At 53.5% G+C, this 18,318-nt stretch carries 19 protein-coding genes; 12 read left to right on the forward strand and 7 right to left on the reverse strand.

What is annotated here, in order from left to right:
• Positions 1 to 28: 28 nt before the first annotated feature.
• The 8 genes from rsmF (at position 29) to AC2FCQ_RS04425 (ending at position 7,943) form a co-directional block, all read left to right on the forward strand.
• The gene (gene rsmF / locus AC2FCQ_RS04390; protein ID WP_490307630.1) at positions 29 to 1,468 is read left to right on the forward strand and encodes a 16S rRNA (cytosine(1407)-C(5))-methyltransferase RsmF; all 1,440 of its coding nucleotides are present in this window, start codon (positions 29 to 31) and stop codon (positions 1,466 to 1,468) included.
• Positions 1,469 to 1,755: 287 nt separating this feature from the next.
• The gene (locus tag AC2FCQ_RS04395) at positions 1,756 to 2,292 is read left to right on the forward strand and encodes a Csu type fimbrial protein (RefSeq protein ID WP_209632976.1); all 537 of its coding nucleotides are present in this window, start codon (positions 1,756 to 1,758) and stop codon (positions 2,290 to 2,292) included.
• A 2-nt stretch (positions 2,293 to 2,294) separates the two neighbouring features.
• Positions 2,295 to 2,798 (forward strand): Csu type fimbrial protein, encoded by a 504-nt coding sequence (locus AC2FCQ_RS04400; RefSeq protein ID WP_490307631.1) that lies wholly within the window; start codon positions 2,295 to 2,297, stop codon positions 2,796 to 2,798.
• Entirely contained in the window at positions 2,798 to 3,334 is a 537-nt protein-coding gene (locus AC2FCQ_RS04405; protein ID WP_209632974.1) for a Csu type fimbrial protein, read from the forward strand. Before AC2FCQ_RS04400 ends, AC2FCQ_RS04405 begins: the two co-directional genes overlap by 1 nt.
• A 20-nt stretch (positions 3,335 to 3,354) precedes the next feature.
• Positions 3,355 to 4,119, forward strand: a complete 765-nt coding sequence (locus tag AC2FCQ_RS04410) for a fimbrial biogenesis chaperone (RefSeq protein ID WP_490307632.1) — start codon at positions 3,355 to 3,357, stop codon at positions 4,117 to 4,119.
• Between the two features lie 82 nt (positions 4,120 to 4,201).
• Positions 4,202 to 6,613: a fimbria/pilus outer membrane usher protein gene (locus tag AC2FCQ_RS04415; RefSeq protein WP_490307740.1), complete on the forward strand. Its 2,412-nt coding sequence runs from the start codon at positions 4,202 to 4,204 to the stop codon at positions 6,611 to 6,613.
• Between the two features lie 20 nt (positions 6,614 to 6,633).
• Positions 6,634 to 7,566, forward strand: a complete 933-nt coding sequence (locus AC2FCQ_RS04420; protein ID WP_209632972.1) for a Csu type fimbrial protein — start codon at positions 6,634 to 6,636, stop codon at positions 7,564 to 7,566.
• Between the two features lie 137 nt (positions 7,567 to 7,703).
• On the forward strand, positions 7,704 to 7,943 hold the full coding sequence (locus AC2FCQ_RS04425) for a YebV family protein (protein WP_037422480.1): 240 nt from the start codon (positions 7,704 to 7,706) through the stop codon (positions 7,941 to 7,943).
• 53 nt (positions 7,944 to 7,996) lie between these two features.
• Here AC2FCQ_RS04425 and AC2FCQ_RS04430 read toward each other — a convergent pair whose 3' ends face one another.
• The gene (locus tag AC2FCQ_RS04430; RefSeq protein WP_490307633.1) at positions 7,997 to 8,599 is read right to left on the reverse strand and encodes a hypothetical protein; all 603 of its coding nucleotides are present in this window, start codon (positions 8,597 to 8,599) and stop codon (positions 7,997 to 7,999) included.
• Between the two features lies 1 nt (position 8,600).
• Positions 8,601 to 8,993, reverse strand: coding sequence for an ASCH domain-containing protein (locus AC2FCQ_RS04435; protein ID WP_490307634.1), 393 nt, complete (start codon positions 8,991 to 8,993; stop codon positions 8,601 to 8,603).
• A 329-nt stretch (positions 8,994 to 9,322) separates the two neighbouring features.
• Between AC2FCQ_RS04435 and yniD the strand changes: the two genes are divergently transcribed.
• Both yniD and AC2FCQ_RS04445 read left to right on the forward strand, forming a co-directional pair.
• Entirely contained in the window at positions 9,323 to 9,430 is a 108-nt protein-coding gene (yniD, locus tag AC2FCQ_RS04440; RefSeq protein WP_012144841.1) for a small membrane protein YniD, read from the forward strand.
• An 18-nt stretch (positions 9,431 to 9,448) separates the two neighbouring features.
• Complete coding sequence (locus AC2FCQ_RS04445; protein WP_490307635.1) at positions 9,449 to 9,586, forward strand: hypothetical protein; 138 nt, start codon at positions 9,449 to 9,451, stop codon at positions 9,584 to 9,586.
• A gap of 33 nt (positions 9,587 to 9,619) precedes the next feature.
• On the opposite strand, the gene AC2FCQ_RS04450 is transcribed toward AC2FCQ_RS04445, so the two are convergent.
• A complete protein-coding gene (locus tag AC2FCQ_RS04450) occupies positions 9,620 to 9,790 on the reverse strand; it encodes a hypothetical protein (RefSeq protein WP_490307744.1) in 171 nt (56 codons plus the stop codon).
• Positions 9,791 to 9,955: 165 nt separating this feature from the next.
• Between AC2FCQ_RS04450 and AC2FCQ_RS04455 the strand changes: the two genes are divergently transcribed.
• The gene (locus AC2FCQ_RS04455) at positions 9,956 to 10,165 is read left to right on the forward strand and encodes a hypothetical protein (protein WP_209632969.1); all 210 of its coding nucleotides are present in this window, start codon (positions 9,956 to 9,958) and stop codon (positions 10,163 to 10,165) included.
• A 150-nt stretch (positions 10,166 to 10,315) separates the two neighbouring features.
• Here the strand turns inward: AC2FCQ_RS04455 and AC2FCQ_RS04460 are convergent, their stop codons facing one another.
• On the reverse strand, positions 10,316 to 11,743 hold the full coding sequence (locus tag AC2FCQ_RS04460; protein WP_490307636.1) for a serralysin family metalloprotease: 1,428 nt from the start codon (positions 11,741 to 11,743) through the stop codon (positions 10,316 to 10,318).
• A 306-nt stretch (positions 11,744 to 12,049) separates the two neighbouring features.
• Complete coding sequence (locus AC2FCQ_RS04465) at positions 12,050 to 13,393, reverse strand: 2-hydroxycarboxylate transporter family protein (protein WP_209632967.1); 1,344 nt, start codon at positions 13,391 to 13,393, stop codon at positions 12,050 to 12,052.
• Positions 13,394 to 13,875: 482 nt separating this feature from the next.
• On the opposite strand from AC2FCQ_RS04465, the gene pckA reads away from it, so the two are divergent.
• On the forward strand, positions 13,876 to 15,495 hold the full coding sequence (gene pckA / locus AC2FCQ_RS04470; RefSeq protein WP_209632966.1) for a phosphoenolpyruvate carboxykinase (ATP): 1,620 nt from the start codon (positions 13,876 to 13,878) through the stop codon (positions 15,493 to 15,495).
• A 79-nt stretch (positions 15,496 to 15,574) separates the two neighbouring features.
• Here the strand turns inward: pckA and ertE are convergent, their stop codons facing one another.
• Together ertE and ertD are read right to left on the reverse strand one after the other, a co-directional pair.
• The gene (ertE, locus tag AC2FCQ_RS04475) at positions 15,575 to 16,825 is read right to left on the reverse strand and encodes an N-carbamyl-l-glutamate amidohydrolase ErtE (RefSeq protein ID WP_490307637.1); all 1,251 of its coding nucleotides are present in this window, start codon (positions 16,823 to 16,825) and stop codon (positions 15,575 to 15,577) included.
• Positions 16,822 to 18,204, reverse strand: a complete 1,383-nt coding sequence (gene ertD, locus AC2FCQ_RS04480) for a hydantoin-5-propionate amidohydrolase (protein ID WP_490307638.1) — start codon at positions 18,202 to 18,204, stop codon at positions 16,822 to 16,824. The genes ertE and ertD overlap by 4 nt, the downstream gene beginning before the upstream one ends.
• Positions 18,205 to 18,318: the final 114 nt, after the last annotated feature.

The following is an 18,318-nucleotide window of genomic DNA, read 5'->3' on the forward strand; positions in this document are numbered from 1 at the left end:
ATTTTGACTGCTGCCAGAGAGCTCACCCGTGGCCAAACCTGCCTCCGTTTTTTTGCCGCCCGCGTTTCTCGACGCGACGCGCGCCATCATGCCCGCCGACCTGTCGATGGACGATTTCATTGCCGCCTGCCAACGCCCATTACGCCGTAGCCTGCGGGTCAATACCCTGAAGATCAGCGTTGCTGACTTTCTGGTATTGGTGCAGGACTATGACTGGCAATTGGAGCCTATCCCTTGGTGTGCTGAAGGCTTTTGGATAGAACGAAAAGATGAAGAATTGCGTTTGGGCAGCGCGGCGGAACATCTGAGTGGCCTGTTTTACATTCAGGAAGCCAGCTCGATGCTACCTGTCAGCGCACTGTTCGCTGACACGGAAACGCCACGACGGGTCCTGGACGTCGCTGCTGCACCGGGATCAAAAACCACCCAAATTGCTGCCTTGATGAATAACCAGGGCGGTATCGTGGCTAACGAATACTCCGCCAGTCGGGTAAAAGTGCTGCACGCCAATATCAGCCGCTGTGGCGTAAAAAACGTGGCGTTAACTCACTTTGACGGTCGGGTCTTCGGTGCTGCGTTACCGGAAAGCTTTGACGCCATTTTGCTGGATGCGCCTTGCTCCGGTGAAGGTGTGGTGCGCAAAGATCCAGACGCCATGAGCAACTGGTCGCTGGAAAGCGTTGCCGCCATAGCGGACACTCAGCGCGAATTGATCGACAGTGCCTTCCATGCCCTGGCCCCCGGAGGGGTGATGGTCTATTCCACCTGCACACTCAACGCGCAAGAGAACCAGCAAATCGTCAACGGGTTGTTGGCAGCCTACGGCGATGCAGTCAGCATTGAACCGCTGGGTGAACTGTTCCCCGGCGCTAAACAGGCGTTAACTGCCGAAGGTTTCCTGCACGTATTCCCGCAAATCTACGACAGCGAAGGCTTCTTCGTGGCACGTTTGCGTAAGCACCACTCCGTTGCCCCACTGGCAAAACCAAACTATAAACTGGGTAAGTTTCCGTTTACCCCGCTTTCCGGCAAGGACTCGGCTGACATTGCCCAGGCCGCCGCTGCCTCCGGCCTGTCCTGGGATGAAAGCAGTCGCCTGTGGGCACGCGATAAGGAGATTTGGCTGTTCCCCGCCGAACTGGAAGCACTGGTCAATAAAGTACGATTCTCGCGCATCGGGCTGAAACTGGCCGAGCGTTTCACCAAGGGTTACCGCTGGCAACACGAAGCTGTTATCGCCTTGGCGATGGGCGATAGCAAACAGCGTTTTGAACTTAATGCCGCGCTGGCGCAAGAGTGGTTCCACGGCCGCGATTTGTACCCGGAACTGCCGCCGCAGACCGACGAATGCATTGTCACCTATCAACAACAACCGTTAGGCATCGCCAAGCGCATTGGCAGCCGGATCAAAAACAACCTGCCGCGCGAACTGGTCCGTGACGGCGTGCTGGATTTCCACCAACAATAATCCCATGTTTGCCCTAACTGGCCGGTCAATCCCCGGCCGGTTAATCCTCCTAATAATATTCCTATACGTAAGTATTATTATTCTAATCATTTCCATAACTAATCATTATCCCCCTGAGATGCTGGAAGATAGCGACATCTTTCAAAAACAAAGAAAATTTTCGGCCTTTCCCCAAGACAATTTCGAGTTCTTATTCTATTAATTAAGCTGTAAATAAATTAATGCGTTCAACCCGTTTTCGGGTGGCGATTTTGTGGGGTTCTCCCTTACACAGCAAGGAAACTAATATGAAAAAGATTCTGATGGCATTGACCTCGGTAGCCACCCTGCTGTGCGCAAATGGCGCAGCTAACGCAGGCACAATTCAAGGTACGCTCGGCGTATCGTTAACCATAGGTAACGGCTGTGTCGTTACCGGTGGTACCTCAACCGGAACCGTCAACAACTTTGGTTCTATCAGTTTCGGCACCTACTCCTCATTGGCCAACATCATCACCGCCAGCTCAACCGGCACCGCTGGCGCGGGCAGTTCGATCGGGCTGAACTGCACCGACGGTACCGCGTATACCGTTGCGTTGGATAACGGGTTAAACGCCTCCAGTGGTCAACGTCGGATGGCCAGCAGTGTTCCTGCTTACATCAGCTATAACCTTTATCAAGATGCCGCTCATACGCTCACGTGGAACAACACCACTGGCGTTCTTGCCGGTACCGGTACAGGTGCGGTCGTCCCATTAACCGTCTATGGTCTGGTGCCATCTTCAGGTACCACCCCGGCTGCTGGAGCCTATGCCGATACGGTGACCATGACGGTAACCTGGTAAGCATGCTGCGTCTGGTCAGCGCCTGTCTGTTATTGCTGGTGGCTGTAAACGGCCGTGCTGATGTCAAGACTGCCACTGTCTCGGTCAACGCCACACTGGTTAAATCCTGTGTGGCGGGTACCACCAGCGGCGGCAGCACCACTTTCGGTACGCTTAACTTTGGTACAGTGTATTTCCTCAATACCGCTGTGCCGGTTACCGGACAGCAGAATTCCGGGGCCTTACAGGTAAATTGCAACAATGGAACCAGCTACACCGTGTTGCTGAGCGGCGGGCAGAGTGGGAATACGGCGGCGCGGTATATGCAGAGCACTGCTGGCGCAAAAGTCAGTTATAACCTCTATACCAACGCCGCTCATACCCTGGTCTGGGACAACGTGACCGGCGTGTCGATGACAGCCACCGGACAAACGACCTGGCTACCGGTGTATGGCTTGGTTCCCGCACAAACAACCCCCGCTACCGGTAACTATTCCGATACGGTGCAGGTAACGATAAATTGGTAATGAAAAGCGCGAAGACCTGTTTGCTGTTAGCTGGCCTGATAAGCGCCTGCGGGGCTTCTGCCGATACCGTTAGCCAGGCCTTTACGGTGAATGCTTCCATTATCAAAGGCTGCGTATTGGGGAGCGGTGTCACTGATGTTACGACATTCGGCACCCTCAGCTTCGGACAGGTCTCCTCACTCAGCAGCAATATCAGCATCGTATCCAGCGCTGGCGCTGGCTCGGTACTGATTCGCTGCAATCCAAATGTGAGCGTCACATTGGCGCTTAATGTAGGCAGTAATGTGACCGGATCCATTTCCGGCGGCAGGAAATTACAAAACGCAACCACGTTGGAAACGCTGGTGTACCAACTGTACCAGGACAGTAACTACTCAACCCTTTGGGGAGATGGCACCAACGGTGGCAACGCACAAACCGTGTCCAGCACCGGCAGCACGCAAGAAATCAAAATTTATGCCCGTTTAATGTCGACCAGTATCCTGCCCACCAGTGGCACCTATAGTGATACGGTCTTATTAACAGTGACTTATTAAGCTTTAACAAGGATCACACTATGCGAACCGCCCTTAGACTGTCTTTGATGACAGCCCTCTTGCTCGCAAGCCAGCCATACGCTTTTGCCGCCGCGTCCATCCTTATCTGGCCGATTGATCCAGCCATTGAAGCCAATCAGCCAGCCACCGCACTGTGGCTGGAGAACCGCGACAGCAAAACCGTTTATATGCAAGTTCGCGTTCTCGGGTGGCAACAGGTTAACGGTAAAGATGACTACCACAACCAAAGTAACGTGGTCGCCAGCCCGCCGGTTGCCACTATCGCCCCCGGCAAACGTCAGCTGATCCGTTTAATTAGACAAACGCCGACCCCTGACGGTAAAGAGCAGGCATACCGTATTCTGGTCGATGAAGTGCCGATTAAGGATCAGGACGGTGCTGCCCCAGAAAAAGGGGCTCAAATGGGATTAAAATTCCAAATGCGTTATTCCGTCCCGCTGTTTGTCAGCGGCAAAGGGATCTGGACCAAGCAGGATTACGAGCATCCGCGTGACTACGCAACGGCCAGCCAACCGCAGCTCAGTTACCGGTTATCACAGCAAAACAGCCAACGCTGGCTTGACGTGCGTAATACCGGTGTAGTGCATGCCCGGCTTTCACAAGTCAGCATGCAGGGCAAGCCTCTCGCGGCCGGATTACTGGGCTACGTCCTGCCGGGTTCGCAGGTACGCTTTGCCTTACCGCCGTCAGCCAGTTTTGCCGGCGGTAAGCTACAGGCGACGGTCAACGATAATAAACAGCCAATAACGATTCCGGCCTATTGAGCCTTCGGTGCTGGTGAATCGGATACGCCTCCCTATTGGCAACGGATTGAGACTAAAACCGTTAGCCCTTGCCGTACTCTGTATGGTGGTAGACCTGTGGCTAGCAGACGTGCGGGCGGACGATCTGCCACCGCCGCCCGGTGCGATCACCATGCCCGATACTACCCTCTACCTGGAGCCGGTGGTCAATGGCAGGCCAACCGGCAATGTGCTCCCCATTAGCTACCGCGGCGGTCACTACTACCTCACCCCGCAACAGCTTATCGACGCCGGCCTGCCCGTGGCAGATAAACAGGCGAAAGAAATTGCCGTCGATCAGCTCAATAAAGTGGATGTCACCTACAGTGGCGAAACCCAACAGCTGATGATTAACGTGCCCAATGACTGGCTGCCGAATCAAAACATTAGCGCCACCGATCCGGAACAGCGTCTGAAAGCACAAAGCAGCCTTGGTTTTCTCTTTAATTATGATGCCTATGCCAGCCAGAGCGGCAGTGGTAACCCCGGGTATTTCTCGCTCTGGAGCGAACAGCGCTTATTCGACGGATTTGGTGTGATCGCCAATACCGGTATTTACCGTGGCAGTTTCAACAACGACAGCACAAGCGAACAAAACAGTCGCTACGTCCGTTACGACAGCTCATGGCGCTACAGTGACGAAGACAGCATGCTGAGTTACACCGCAGGCGATGTCACCACCGGCTCGTTACCCTGGACAACAGCAGTCAGAATTGGGGGGCTGCAACTGGCGCGTGACTTCGCCACACGTCCGGACGTAATAACCTACCCATTACCGCAGTTTTCTGGGCAAGCAGCGGTGCCCACCAGCGTCGATCTGTATATCAACAGCTATAAAAATACATCGACGAATGTGAACCCCGGGCCTTTCACGCTCAATACCGTTCCCTACATTAATGGTGCCGGTCAGGCAACGGTAGTGACTACCGATGCACTCGGTCGCCAGGTGAGTACGACCGTGCCCTTTTACGTCGCCAGTAATTTGTTACAGGCCGGTATGAGTGATTTCAGCCTATCGACCGGTGCCCTGCGGCAAAACTACGGCATCAGCTCGGGTGACTACGGGCAATGGGTTGCCAGCGGCAGTGGGCGTTACGGCGTCACCGATTGGTTAACCCTGGAAGGCCGTGCCGAAGGTGCCGCACAACTGGCCGTCGCTGGCACCGGCGCAGACATTCGAATTGGGCAATGGGGGGTAGTAAACGCCTCTTACAGTCATAGCCAGGCGGGCAGTGACGCATTCAACGGCACGCCGCTGCCCGTGCAGATTTACTATGATCCCATCACAGGTCAACCGTTCACACCGGCCGAACCTACCGACGTTTATCAGTACACCAGTACGCGTGGGGATCAAACCAGTCTGGGGTACACCTACAGCAACTCACTGTTCAGCCTTAACGCCCAGCGGGTTCTGCGCAGTGAAGGCTACGGCGATCTTTCTGCTTATAAGAGCAGCTACCGTCTGAGCCGCCGGACCGATCAGTTCACCGGCAGCATTGGGCTCGAACGCTTTGGTAGCATTGGTGTCGGCTATTTCGACGTCCGCGATGCCATCGGCACGCGCACGCGCTTGGTCAACTTATCTTACAGCCTGACTCTGTGGCGTAATATGAGTCTGTATGCCTCGGTAAACCGTGAGATAGGCAGCAGCGGCTACAGCTCGCAACTCCAGCTCAGTATCCCATTCGACAGTTGGGGCACCGCCAGCGTGAGCACCACACGTGACACCAATAATCGCTGGAGTGAACGCGTGGGTTACAGTCGGTCTGCACCTACGGATGGTGGATTGGGATGGAACCTGGCTTATGCCGACAGCCAGGGCAGTGGCAATGATTATCGACAGGCCGACCTCACCTGGCGTACGTCACTGCTTGAAACCCGCGCGGGCCTGTATGGCAACAGCAATAACTACACGCGTTGGGGCGAAGTCAGCGGTTCTCTGGTCGCCATGAACAGCAGTTTCTATGCCACCAATACCATTAATGACGCCTTTGCACTGATTTCAACGGATGGCTACGCCGGTATCCCGGTGAGCTACGAAAACCAACGGATTGGTATAACCAATAACAATGGCTATCTATTAGTGCCTACCGTCACTTCGTATTACCATGCCAAATTCCAAATCGACCCCTTAAATCTGCCTGCGGACGTTACCCTCCCAACGGTAGAGAAAACCGTCGCCGTACGAGACCACAGTGGTTTCCTGGTTAATTTCCCGGTCAAACGTGTTTCAGCTGCCGACGTTGAGCTGGTCGATGCGCAAGGGAAACATCTGGCCAATGGCAGCCAGGTCGCCGTCATCGGCACGAATCAGCAAAGCTATGTCGGCTGGGACGGCATGAGTTATATCGACCCGGTAGAACAACACAACCGCCTAAGCGTCATTCCGGCTGACGGCGGTGCGCCATGCCAGGCAGAATTCACCCTGGATAAACCGCAAGGTATGCAACGCATCGGCCCCGTCGTCTGCCGATAACCCATTACGGAGAAAAAGATATGTCTCGGCCACTCATAATAATCCTGGCGGCGTTGTTGCTGATGACCTGTCAAAGAGGGCTGGCAGCCTGTAGCACCACCAGCGGTACGGTAACGCTCCCCACCAGCAGCTCCTTTGCCGTGTACAACGGTCAGATCAATGCTCAGGGTACCGCAGGACTTAACTGCACCGGCCTTGGCCTGTCGCTGTTGTCACAAAATACCGTAACGGTGAAAATCGCCTCAACCACAAACACCATGGCACTACTTAATAACAACGGTTCCGGCGATAAAATTTCCTACCTGATTTACCCCGATGCGAATTACCAATATCCCTACAGCATCGGACAAACCATCGATTACAGTTCACTGAATCTACTGTCGCTGATCCTGATCTCCTCTAACGTTAACTTCCCGGTTTATATCAAGACCACTGCAGGAGCGAACGTCAGTGCCGGCACCTATACCGATACCATTAACCTGATATGGAACTACCATATCTGCGGCCTGGGGGTGCTAGGACTGTGCGTCTGGTGGGATGGCACCGATCAACCCAGTACCGTCACCGTGACGGCAATCATCACCAAGAGTTGCCTGATCAATACCGCCAACAGCGTCAATTTTGGCAGTATGGCCCTGGTGGGCCAATTTAATCCCATTAACCAAAGCATCACCCTTACCTGCACCAAGAGCCAGGGCTACACCACCTACTTCACCAATGGCAACAACCCGGTTACCGGCTGGCGGCAGATGATTAATGGCACCACTAATTTTCTGCAGTACCAAATTTATCTGCCCAATACCTCTACCGTATGGAGCAGCACCAACGCGCAAAGCGGCGCCGGGACCGGCCTGGCGCAGAGCATCCCTTTCAAGGCAGCCATTAACCCGGCACAAACCGAAGCGCCGGTCGGTACCTATCAGGACAACGTCAGTTTTGTGGTGACATATTAACGCCATGCGGTAGCCACCGAACACGAATGTTGCCAGCTTGTATTTTTTATGTGGCATTTTTTGCTCATTTGTCTATGCTGATACTGATGACCCTAACTGGTCACACCTCATACCAGCAGATCAGGCAAGGAGTTCCAATGGGCAAAACCGTGGTGAAAATAGGCAGTTTTGAGGTCGACGATGCACATTTGTCTTCTTCGTCAGAGCAAGCCAGTACGCTGGCAATCCCTTGCAAGTCGGATCCCGACCTGTGTATGCAGCTAGACGGTTGGGATGAACACACCAGCATCCCGGCAATGTTGAATGGCAAGCAATCGCTGCTGTATAAACAACATTACGATCGACAGACTGATGCCTGGGTGATGCGATTAGAATGAACGGCAGTAAACGGAAGAACGCGCAGTGTCCGCTAAGAACACGGCGCGTTTTTTTATGCGATAGCGATACCGCGGCCGGCAAAAAAACGGCCAAAGTGGTTCATCGGTAACCGAACCTGTTTGCGGGTCGCCAGGCTGTCACCGGAAGGATTGTGGAAGGTCACGCAGCCAGCCTCGACCGCCGTCACCAAAACCAGATGCCCCCCTCGTTGAGGAGGTACCTGCTCAGGCTGGCGAATGCCAGGGTGCACCGAGGCCATAAAATAACGGTGTCGCGCTAATAACGGCAGCAACTCCCCAGGTTCAAGCCCAACCCGAACCTCTGCCGCCAGCGCAAACTGCTCACGCACATAGTCGACAAAGGGCGCGTAGATCAGCCCCTTAATACGCTCCCCCTCACGTACGTAAGCGCCGTACGGCAAACTGCGGCGTGCCAGCTCCATTAGCGATGGCGCATCACCATCACGGTGGCTCAACACCATTTTCAGACAGGCCATACCGCAGACGTGGTTAGCCCATTCGACGTATTCCGCACGGTCATGCGCACCACTGAGCGCCCAGTTGGCGTCGTCAGCCAACGTCACTCGGCCCGCAATCAAGTCGGCCGCAAGTTCGGGTGTCGCCCACTGGCAGACGTAGGGAACAGGACGTGTCAAATCAGAACGTCTCTGCCACTTTGAAATTCATCAGCACCAGCGTCATATCAGGTGAGAACAGTTCATACTCTTCAAAGAAACTCTGCAGCTCTTTACGCCAGTAGGCCAGTGAACGGTCACCTTCGCCTTCAGCATAAGCATGCGCTTCATCAACCTGATCGTAGGTTTTCATTTCTACTGATGTCAGTTCTACCGCGCAAATCGGGTTACCCTTGCCATCAACCACCACAAACACATCGCCGGCCAGCGGGATACCTTCACCGTCAAGATTGCCGCAGGTTGCCGTCTTGGTCCCGTTGAGGATCAGCTTTACGATGTCATCGGCCTGCTGCTCAGTATTGCCAAACGCCCAACGTTCGGTGTTTTCATATTTTTTCGGAATTTCGCTCGCCATTGCCATACCTTATTGAATGAATCATTGTGCAGACAGAATAGTACAACGTATTCCCCGCTGCCTGCACCTGCCTAATTCACCCCGCTGTCACTCATTCCCACATTTTTTACAAGCCGTTTACGGTAAATGCCTGTGCCTGTGCCAGGACAACAGGCATACTGTGGGCGAGATCCACTCCATGGCGACGGTCAGGCGGTAAAATGAAAGATGCAGATAAAGACTCAGATGACACCTTTAGTGACTTACTCAAAGTCCTGGCGGTGGTGGTGATCGTTATCTTTGTTATCGGCGGCTGGTATTTCAGTTGATTACACCAACAGGAGGTCACATTGGCAACCAAACGCATGCGCACCAAACACTGGAAGATGTTTTTGATTTTGTTGCTGATCTGTCTTGCCCTACTGTTATTGCGCTGGGCGGCAATCGTCTTTGGCTAACGGCAAGGAGCAAGCCTGATGGCAAAACATAATGGCAAAGGCATCCAAATCGCCTTACTGCTGCTGGCGCTGGTTATTTTGATCTGCGGTGTATTGATGATTACCACCGAATTAGGTCACCAGATGCTTGAAGAGATCGAAGATATTCTCGAATAACGCCAGTCCGGCCGGACACTGGCGGACACCGCACTAGGGGTGATCCCGTTTTGCGGGTTGTTGGGCTTCGGGCTCCAGCAGCTCGCGCAGATAGGCTATTCGTGCCTCCCCTTGTGGTAACCACAGACGACTCAACCAATGCCGCACTTCTGCCCGCTGACTCCGGCGATGGTAGCCAGCCAATTGATCGATCAGTTTCATCATTCATCCTCCAGATATTCAACACTGTCAGTATTGGATAAAAAAACCAGAAGAAATACTGATGGTTTGTTTTTTATACTTCCGGTTTTGGAATTGTGCGATCGGGGTGGTGGCGAACCCCAAGCTCACCTGCTACATTGACCAAAAATCACCCAGCCGAGGTAAACGATGATGTTCTCGGAGCAGGAGATAAAACCCGTGTGGGATGAAGTAGCACGTTTGATCGGCGACAGCGTGATGCAGTTGCGCCATCGCGGTGAGGTTTTAACGGTAGAAACGCTGGCGAAACACCTGACACAACAACTGGACGACTGCAACGATATCGAACGCCGTATCCTGATCGGCGCGGCGATCAACATGCTGAAAGATGGAAAATGAATCGCCAACCGGAATGGTTGGCGATTCGGCAGAAGCCCGAGGTATGCAAGCCCGGCCTTCTGGGCATTACTATGTCAGGCTAACATGACGGATTTAATAGGAATTGTCGGGTTTTTCCTCAAAACACCGAATTATTGTTGCCATCAGGCCTCACGCCAGCACGAAATCACTGATTTCCAAGGGTTGCCCCACCACTTTCACCAGAAAATCACTGCCGTCAAACCCGCCGCCCATATTGATTGCCACATCACTGACATGAGCCTGTTGGTCATAGGTCAACATAGCCTCCCCGGCCTTGCCGCTAAATTGGCTGACAAATTCAAGGCTATTGCTGCCGGTATTAAACAGCGACAGATCAATCTTGTCTTCACCACGAACAAAATCGTGGATCCAGTCCGGTGCAGACGCACGCGATTCCGACGCACCAAAATAAACAAAGGTGTCTTTACCTGCGCCACCGTACAGGTGGTCAGCGCCCTCGCCACCAAACAGTACGTCGCTGCCCGCTCCGCCTTGCAGTAGGTTATTCGCGGCATTACCAATCAAGACGTCATTTCCCGCACCGCCAATCGCATTCTCGATCGTAACACCGGCAGCGATTGAAACGTTCCCCTTCAGCCCCCCCACATCGGAGAACGATTTCTCGTTAAGATTAATGCGCTGATTCTGGCTAAAACCGGAGAAATCAAAAGTGTCATTGCCGCCGGCATCCCACGCGGTAAACACGATTTTGTCCTGGGCATGGGTGGCCGTGAGGAAATCACGATCGGTATTGGAATTAAAGCCATAAACCGTATCACCGCTACGGGTCGTCATATTGGCGCCATAAAAATGCTGAATCGCCGTGATGTCATTTAACAATGGAGCAGAGGAGTATGCCCCCTTGAAGTCCTGCCCGGTGCTGCTTTCACTGAAATAACTCATGACGCTGTGGGCGCGGCTGTCTTCAAAGTAGGTGGCATCTTTGCTGTAAGTGATGCTGACGCCAGGCGCAGCGTTGTAATCGCCTGGATGTTGCAGCCCCAGCGCATGGCCAATCTCATGGGTAAATGTCTGGCGTCCATATTCATTTTCATGAATCAGATTATTGACGAACACGTTGCTTTTGGCGTTATACCAGGTTTGCCCCGCCACCGATGGAGAAGAGTCCGGGTTATAAGCGAAAGCATATGAACCACGAGAGCTGACATCAAAAAGACCAAATTTGATATTCGCGCTTTGGGTATTGCTGGTTTCTGTAAAGGTGATATTGGCAACGTCTGACCAAGATTGCAGCGAAAGTTTCGCCTGTTCACGCTGCTGTGCATTAAAGCTGCTGAACCCGCTGATCGCCATGCTCGACATATTGCCCGGTGCCTGCTCCCAGAAGCTATAGCTCAGGTTAACCGCCGTTTCTGTTACCCCTTTGTCGTGCCAACTGCGATCGCCACGAATCAATTCCAGCCCGGCATTATCAAAACTTTTTGAGGGATGGATCACATTAAGCTGTGAATCGCTTTCAGGTTTATACGCGCCCTGAAGGGCCAATACCGTTATAGCTTCAGCAGAAGCGCTAGCCTGTTGCTTGTTTGATGACATGCCAAAATCTCCATATTCGTCATTTCAGTGAGCTGAGGGCGTCACTGACGGATAGCCTTAATGGCCGGGGTCCGGTGCTGAGTCAATACGGGGATTTCGGTAATGCGGCTGGCACCCTCCATGAGCACTCTTAATGAGAACGATAATCCCTTAACAAAAAGCATAGACACTTTTAATTAAAATACCGCCTCACCTCATTAAAATAATGACGCCCTTTCCCATTACGCTTTGGTGCTTATTATTAGCCCGCGACACAAATAAAAAAACCGGGGCAATCCACCCCGGTATCCATAATGTCATTTGGACTCAGATTAACCAACCCAATAGCAGCGTCGCACCAATGACGGTAGAAGCGCCGCCAATACGCGTGGCAATTTGCGCGAAAGGCATCAATCCCATGCGGTTGGATGCGGAGAGGATCGCTACGTCGCCGGTCCCCCCTAATCCACTGTGGCAACAGGTCACAATCGCCGCCTCAACCGGGTACATTTTTAAATAAGGCGCAATAAGGAAACTCACCAACCCCATAGACAACACCACTGAACCGCAGACCACCACATAACCTACTGAAAAGACGGCTACCACGCTTTCTAACGGCACATACAACATACCCAAGCCAATCATCAGCGGCCACACCAGCGCGGTGGAAACAAATTTATAAAAGCTGTGTGCTCCCGTTTCCATTGAGGTGGGTATCACTCGGCAGTATTTGCACAGTACCGCAAACAAGATCATCAGCACCGGGCCAGGGATATGCACAATGTGTTCGAACAGACCACCGACGATAAAGAAGGCGCAAATCACCAACAGCCCGCCCCCCATCAATTGGAAATCAACGTTACCGCTGGTTTCTTTAATGGCAAACACGGCGTTTTCTTGCGCCGAGCGGATTAGCATGCCATCGCCGCTCAATGCCTTGCGCTTCATACCCAGACGGGCCAACACACCTGCCGCTACGATGGCGAAGATATTGCCCAATACCGCTGCGGGTGCCAGTTGCGCCACATACACGTCTGGTGTTGATCCCAGAATGGCAGAATACGCCAGTGACAGGGGCAAAATGCCTTCACCAATGCCGCCACCGATGATCGGCACAATGATAAAGAAGAAGGTGTGATAGAAAGTAAAGCCAAACAACTTACCCACCAACAGCCCCGTCACCACGGCCGTCACCGTGCCGACGACCAAAGGCACAAACATGCGGATCATGCCCTGAATCAGGATCACCCGGTTCATGCCAAGAATACTGCCGACCACCAAACTGGCGATCACAAAGTACAGCAGATTAGCGTCTTTCATCAGCAGATGAACGGTTGCCATTACGTTCGGCTGGAAGAAATTAAAGTAAACCAATACTGAAGGCACCATCAGGCACAGAATCGCCGGACCACCAATATCGCGCAGCACAGGAATACTTTTCCCTAACTGTGCCAGCGCAAAACCCAGTGTCATGATCACCGCCAGACCACCGATCATATTCTTTGGCAAGAAGTTGGCGTAGGCCGAAACGGCAACAATGGCACAAATAGTGATAAACAGTGCAACCGGTACTGCACCGATATCCATCTGCCGGATTTGGTTAATTAATCTTGACGGATCAGGCTGCGGTGTTTCTTTCTCACACGCAATTTCTGCATTTATCTGTTTCATTATTCACCCTGCTGACAAGTGTTCAGTATGGAGCGGATCGTCTAACGATACGTGGAGTAATTTAAAGCGTTAAAACAAGCCATTATCTGGATAAATTAGATTTCTTATAATAAATAAAATAGTGGACAGCACTGACAATATGATAAAAAATAAAAATACAAAACTAAATTACGCCTTATTAATCCAATATTGTGAACCTTCGCCGATGTTGGTTTTAATTAATTATCGTCAGCGTTTTGTAATTAAAATAATCAGTCGTAAATTCACTGCTATGCTATAGGTGGAAGTAAAAATCCGCGCGTTTATTAATGAGAACCGGAGCGGCAATTAGCTGAATCCGGTCAGCTGTACCCGAGCCTCTCTCTGTACGCGGCACCGTGCAGAAAACAGGCACATAATATATGCCCTGCGGCTTACTGAATGCGGGTAGTTTTGCTGCGGCCCGAAAGTCAGCGGGCATAGAACTAATAAGGAAGTAGGATATGTCTTCAATCGCTATTACCCCACAAACGCTGGCCCGTTACGGCATCCATCAGGCTACCGAAATCGTCCATAACCCAAGCTACGAGCAACTCTTCACTGAGGAAACCCGTGCCGACCTGCCGGCACTGGAGCGCGGAACGCTAACCACATTGGGTGCGGTTAACGTCGATACCGGCGAGTTCACTGGCCGCTCACCGAAAGACAAATACATTGTGCGTGACGACACCACGCGCGATACCGTCTGGTGGTCCGACAACGGCACCGGCAAAAATGACAACCAGCCGCTGTCGCCCGAGGTCTGGCAACATCTGAAAACATTGGTGGGCAACCAACTGTCCGGCAAGCGCCTGTTTGTTGTGGATGCGTTCTGCGGTGCCAATGCCGATACCCGCCTGAAGGTCCGCTTCATCACCGAAGTGGCCTGGCAGGCACACTTCGTCAAAAACATGTTTATCCGCCCGACCGACGAAGAACTGCAACGTTTCGAACCGGACTTCGTGGTGATGAACGGGGCCAAATGCACCAACCCGGACTGGCAACAACAGGGGCTGCATTCAGAGAATTTCGTTGCCTTTAACCTGACTGAACGTATGCAGCTGATCGGCGGAACCTGGTACGGCGGCGAAATGAAAAAAGGGTTGTTCTCGATCATGAACTACCTGCTGCCGCTGCAGGGCATCGCTTCAATGCACTGTTCTGCGAACGTTGGCGAACAAGGTGATGTGGCAGTGTTCTTTGGCCTGTCCGGCACCGGCAAAACCACCCTTTCCACCGATCCCAAACGTCAGTTAATCGGCGATGACGAACACGGCTGGGATGATGACGGCGTGTTTAACTTTGAAGGCGGCTGCTACGCCAAGACCATTAAGCTGTCTCAGCAGGCAGAGCCTGAAATCTACCAGGCGATCCGCCGCAACGCGCTGCTAGAAAACGTGCAGGTATTGGCCGATGGCAGCATTGATTTTGATGACGCCAGCAAAACCGAAAACACCCGTGTTTCTTACCCGATCGACCACATCGAAAACATCGTCAAACCGGTGTCTAAAGCGGGCCATGCGAAGAAAATCATCTTCCTGACTGCGGACGCTTTCGGGGTGCTGCCACCGGTATCTCGCCTGACGCCGGAACAAACCCAATATCACTTCCTGTCCGGTTTCACGGCCAAGCTGGCGGGGACTGAACGTGGGATCACCACCCCAACCCCAACCTTCTCTGCCTGTTTCGGCGCAGCCTTCCTGACGCTGCACCCGACGCAATATGCCGAAGTGCTGGTTAAACGTATGGAAGCCGCCGGCGCCCAGGCCTATTTGGTTAATACCGGTTGGAACGGCAGCGGCAAGCGTATTTCCATTAAGGACACACGCGGCATCATCGACGCTATCTTGAACGGTGAGATTGAACACGCCGACACCTTTACCCTGCCGATCTTTGGCCTGGCAGTGCCGACAGCGTTGCCGGGCGTTGATCCTTCGATCCTCGATCCGCGCAAAACTTACGCTGACGAATCGCTCTGGCAGGAAAAAGCGCAGGATCTGGCGCAGCGTTTTATCGACAACTTCGCTAAATATACCCTGACCCCTGCAGGGGAAAAATTGGTGAATGCGGGACCTAAACTGTAAGGCAACGGGGCGCAGCACGTTGCGCTCAGTCCCATAAGCAAAGAGATATTCACGATTCAGGGGCCGATTGGCCCCTTTTTTACGCCAGTTGCTTATCCAAATTAATCAATGCCTGTGCCAACACCCTGGCGCCATCCGCCAACTGTTGCTCGGTAATCGATTCCTCAGGGCAATGACTGCGCCCGTTCAGGCAAGGAATAAACACCATTCCCACCGGCCCGGTCGGTGCCATGTAAACGGCGTCATGTCCAGCGCCGCTAGGCAAACGACGACTGGCCAACCCAAGTGATTGCGCAGCATTATCAATCGCCTGCATCACCGATTCCGCGCAGGCGGTAGGGCGCGCACGGCTAACGTGCTGCAATTCCGCCTGCAAACCCAACGCCTGTAACCGCGAAAGGCACTGCTCCAGCAGGACCTCAGGAAAGCTGTCCAATACTTGCTGACTGTCGCTTCGGACTTCAAGCATTAACTCCACCCGCCCCGGTACGGCGTTGGGTACATTCGGCGTCATAGCGATACGGCCCACGGTCGCTACCACATAATGCGGGTTGCCGCTTTGTCGTGATGCCGCGGCATGGGCCTGCTCTATCACATGTGCCGCACCGACCAGTGCATCGCGACGAATATCCATAGGCGTGGTGCCCGAGTGATCCGGTTGCCCAACCACAGTCACCAATACACGGCGAATGCCGACAATATGCGTTACAACCCCTATCGGCAGCCGTTGGTGCTCCAACACTGGGCCCTGTTCTATATGCAATTCAAGGTAAGCTGCTGTCCCCCCGGGCAGGCGCAGCGGCTGGGCCAGCTTTTCAGGCTGAGCACCGATACGAGCCATTGCCTCCGCCAGTGTTTCACCCTGTGCGTTCTTCGCCGCCAGCATGCCACTGTCCAACTCACCGCTGAGCGCCCGGCTGCCAACGCAAGAAATGCCATAATCACTCGGCTCTTCGGACAGAAAATCGATCACCTCAAACGGATGCTGCAAAGCAATTGTCTGTTGGTGCAGGCTATGGGCTATTTCTATCCCCGCCAATACGCCGATAATGCCGTCATAGCGCCCGCCGCCCACCACGGTATCGCAATGTGACCCCGTGACGAGTGGTGCCAAATCATTGCGTAGCCCTGCACGACGTCCGATCAGATTGCCCGCCTCATCCAACGTCACTGTCAGTCCGGCCAGCTGCATTTGCTCAGCAAGCCAGATACGCGCCTCACTGAACAGCGGTGTAAAGGCACGCCGTGTCCAGGGGACGTCCGGCAGCGTCATCTGTGCCAGATGATTGACCCTTGCCCATAAGCGTCCGCTATCGATTAACGCTGTCATTGGTTTTCTCCTCTGGCAATGTGTGGACGCAGGAACTGGCCTGTCCCCGGAGTGTTAACAATATGCCCATCGACGAAAACCGCCTCACCACGGCAATAGGTTGCTTCTACCCGCACGCTAAACTCCATGCCCTCAAAAGCGCTCCATTTGACGGCTGACAGACTGTTAGCCGGGTCGAATCGATAATGTTCCGGCCGCAGAATGACAAAGTCAGCGTCCATGCCGGGGTTGAACGCCCCTTTGCGATCGTCGAGAAGGAAATGACGCGCAGGGTTGCGGCACAACAGTTGTGCCACGGTCGTCGGTGCGATGCCGTGTTGCTCACATCCTGTCCACAGTGCGGGCAGCAAGGTTTCCAATCCGGGACCACCGGACGCATTTTTGAACACGTTGGCATCCCCTTTCCGCTCCAGCCCCCAACTGACGTGGTCGGACGAAACGAAAGTACAATCGCCCTGTGCAATATGGCTCCACAGTCGTTCCGTTTCCGCTTTTGGGCGGATCGGTGGGTAATGTTTGGTTTTGGCACCAAATTGGCGCGTATGCTGTTCGTGATTGAGCATCAGGTACTGAACGCACGTTTCAATACTGACGGGATACCCGGCCTGTCGATACATCCGGTACAGCTCGAAACCGCGTGAGGTAGAAACATGCACCGCATGGGCGCGAGCACCGCTTTCTGCCCCCATTTCATAAATCAGCGCCGTCGCCAGATTTTCGATCAAGGGCGTATGGGCACGCATAAAAGCATCCCAGCCGGTATCCCCCTTGTCGATCATCCGTTGAATATTCTTACGCGTCAGCTCCTGCATTTGGTTGTGTACCGCACAGGCCAGCCCCGTGGGCGCAATCAGCTCAAAGGCGTGCATCAGGTCATCCTCATCCACTCGAGGGAAGCGTCCCGGTGTGGCCTCAAAGGTAGAGAATTTAAAGGCACACACGCCACCTTCAATCAGACCCGCGGCGGCGTCAAAACCGTAGGTTGCATTAAGGGTACCAAACAAGGCCACGTCAACATGGCAGTCACGCTCGACCTCGGCAATCTTGGCGTCCAGCAGTGCGCGGCAAGCCACAGGCTCGGGGTCGTCATAGGGCATATCAACCATCACCGTGATCCCCCCCGCCGCCGCCGCGCGCGATGCCCACCCCAGCCCTTCCTGATTCGCCTGGCTGCCAGAATGTACCTGACCGTCAATCACGCCGGGCAGGATCCACTTGCCGCTGGCCTCAATGACTTTGCATGCCTCGGGGGCTTGTCCACTGCCGCTCCCAATGATTTTACCGCCAGCGATCGCCAGCCAGCCGTCAGGTGTCACCCGTTCGGCATCCACCAGATTGCCCTTTACCACCAGCTCGGGTCGTTGACTCAGATTCATCATGCCTCTCTCCTTATTACCCCCTTCCGATAACTGCATAAAAATGCAGTTATCTCAGGTTATCAATCGACCAGTTGTGCCGATACCAAGGGCAGTGTAGGGTGAGGCTATCTATTC

The organism is Serratia sp. CoH_134_PS_4, from assembly GCF_058190535.1.

Bases quoted from the DNA above. Each gene is read 5' to 3' on its own strand.
- AC2FCQ_RS04395 (WP_209632976.1), top strand. From the start codon at position 1,756: ATGAAAAAGATTCTGATGGCATTGACCTCGGTAGCCACCCTGCTGTGC.
- AC2FCQ_RS04400 (WP_490307631.1), top strand. From the start codon at position 2,295: ATGCTGCGTCTGGTCAGCGCCTGTCTGTTATTGCTGGTGGCTGTAAAC.
- AC2FCQ_RS04405 (WP_209632974.1), top strand. From the start codon at position 2,798: ATGAAAAGCGCGAAGACCTGTTTGCTGTTAGCTGGCCTGATAAGCGCC.
- AC2FCQ_RS04410 (WP_490307632.1), top strand. From the start codon at position 3,355: ATGCGAACCGCCCTTAGACTGTCTTTGATGACAGCCCTCTTGCTCGCA.
- AC2FCQ_RS04415 (WP_490307740.1), top strand. From the start codon at position 4,202: ATGGTGGTAGACCTGTGGCTAGCAGACGTGCGGGCGGACGATCTGCCA.
- AC2FCQ_RS04420 (WP_209632972.1), top strand. From the start codon at position 6,634: ATGTCTCGGCCACTCATAATAATCCTGGCGGCGTTGTTGCTGATGACC.
- AC2FCQ_RS04425 (WP_037422480.1), top strand. From the start codon at position 7,704: ATGGGCAAAACCGTGGTGAAAATAGGCAGTTTTGAGGTCGACGATGCA.
- AC2FCQ_RS04435 (WP_490307634.1), bottom strand. From the start codon at position 8,993: ATGGCGAGCGAAATTCCGAAAAAATATGAAAACACCGAACGTTGGGCG.
- AC2FCQ_RS04445 (WP_490307635.1), top strand. From the start codon at position 9,449: ATGGCAAAACATAATGGCAAAGGCATCCAAATCGCCTTACTGCTGCTG.
- AC2FCQ_RS04450 (WP_490307744.1), bottom strand. From the start codon at position 9,790: ATGATGAAACTGATCGATCAATTGGCTGGCTACCATCGCCGGAGTCAG.
- AC2FCQ_RS04455 (WP_209632969.1), top strand. From the start codon at position 9,956: ATGATGTTCTCGGAGCAGGAGATAAAACCCGTGTGGGATGAAGTAGCA.
- AC2FCQ_RS04460 (WP_490307636.1), bottom strand. From the start codon at position 11,743: ATGTCATCAAACAAGCAACAGGCTAGCGCTTCTGCTGAAGCTATAACG.
- AC2FCQ_RS04465 (WP_209632967.1), bottom strand. From the start codon at position 13,393: ATGAAACAGATAAATGCAGAAATTGCGTGTGAGAAAGAAACACCGCAG.
- pckA (WP_209632966.1), top strand. From the start codon at position 13,876: ATGTCTTCAATCGCTATTACCCCACAAACGCTGGCCCGTTACGGCATC.
- ertE (WP_490307637.1), bottom strand. From the start codon at position 16,825: ATGACAGCGTTAATCGATAGCGGACGCTTATGGGCAAGGGTCAATCAT.
- ertD (WP_490307638.1), bottom strand. From the start codon at position 18,204: ATGATGAATCTGAGTCAACGACCCGAGCTGGTGGTAAAGGGCAATCTG.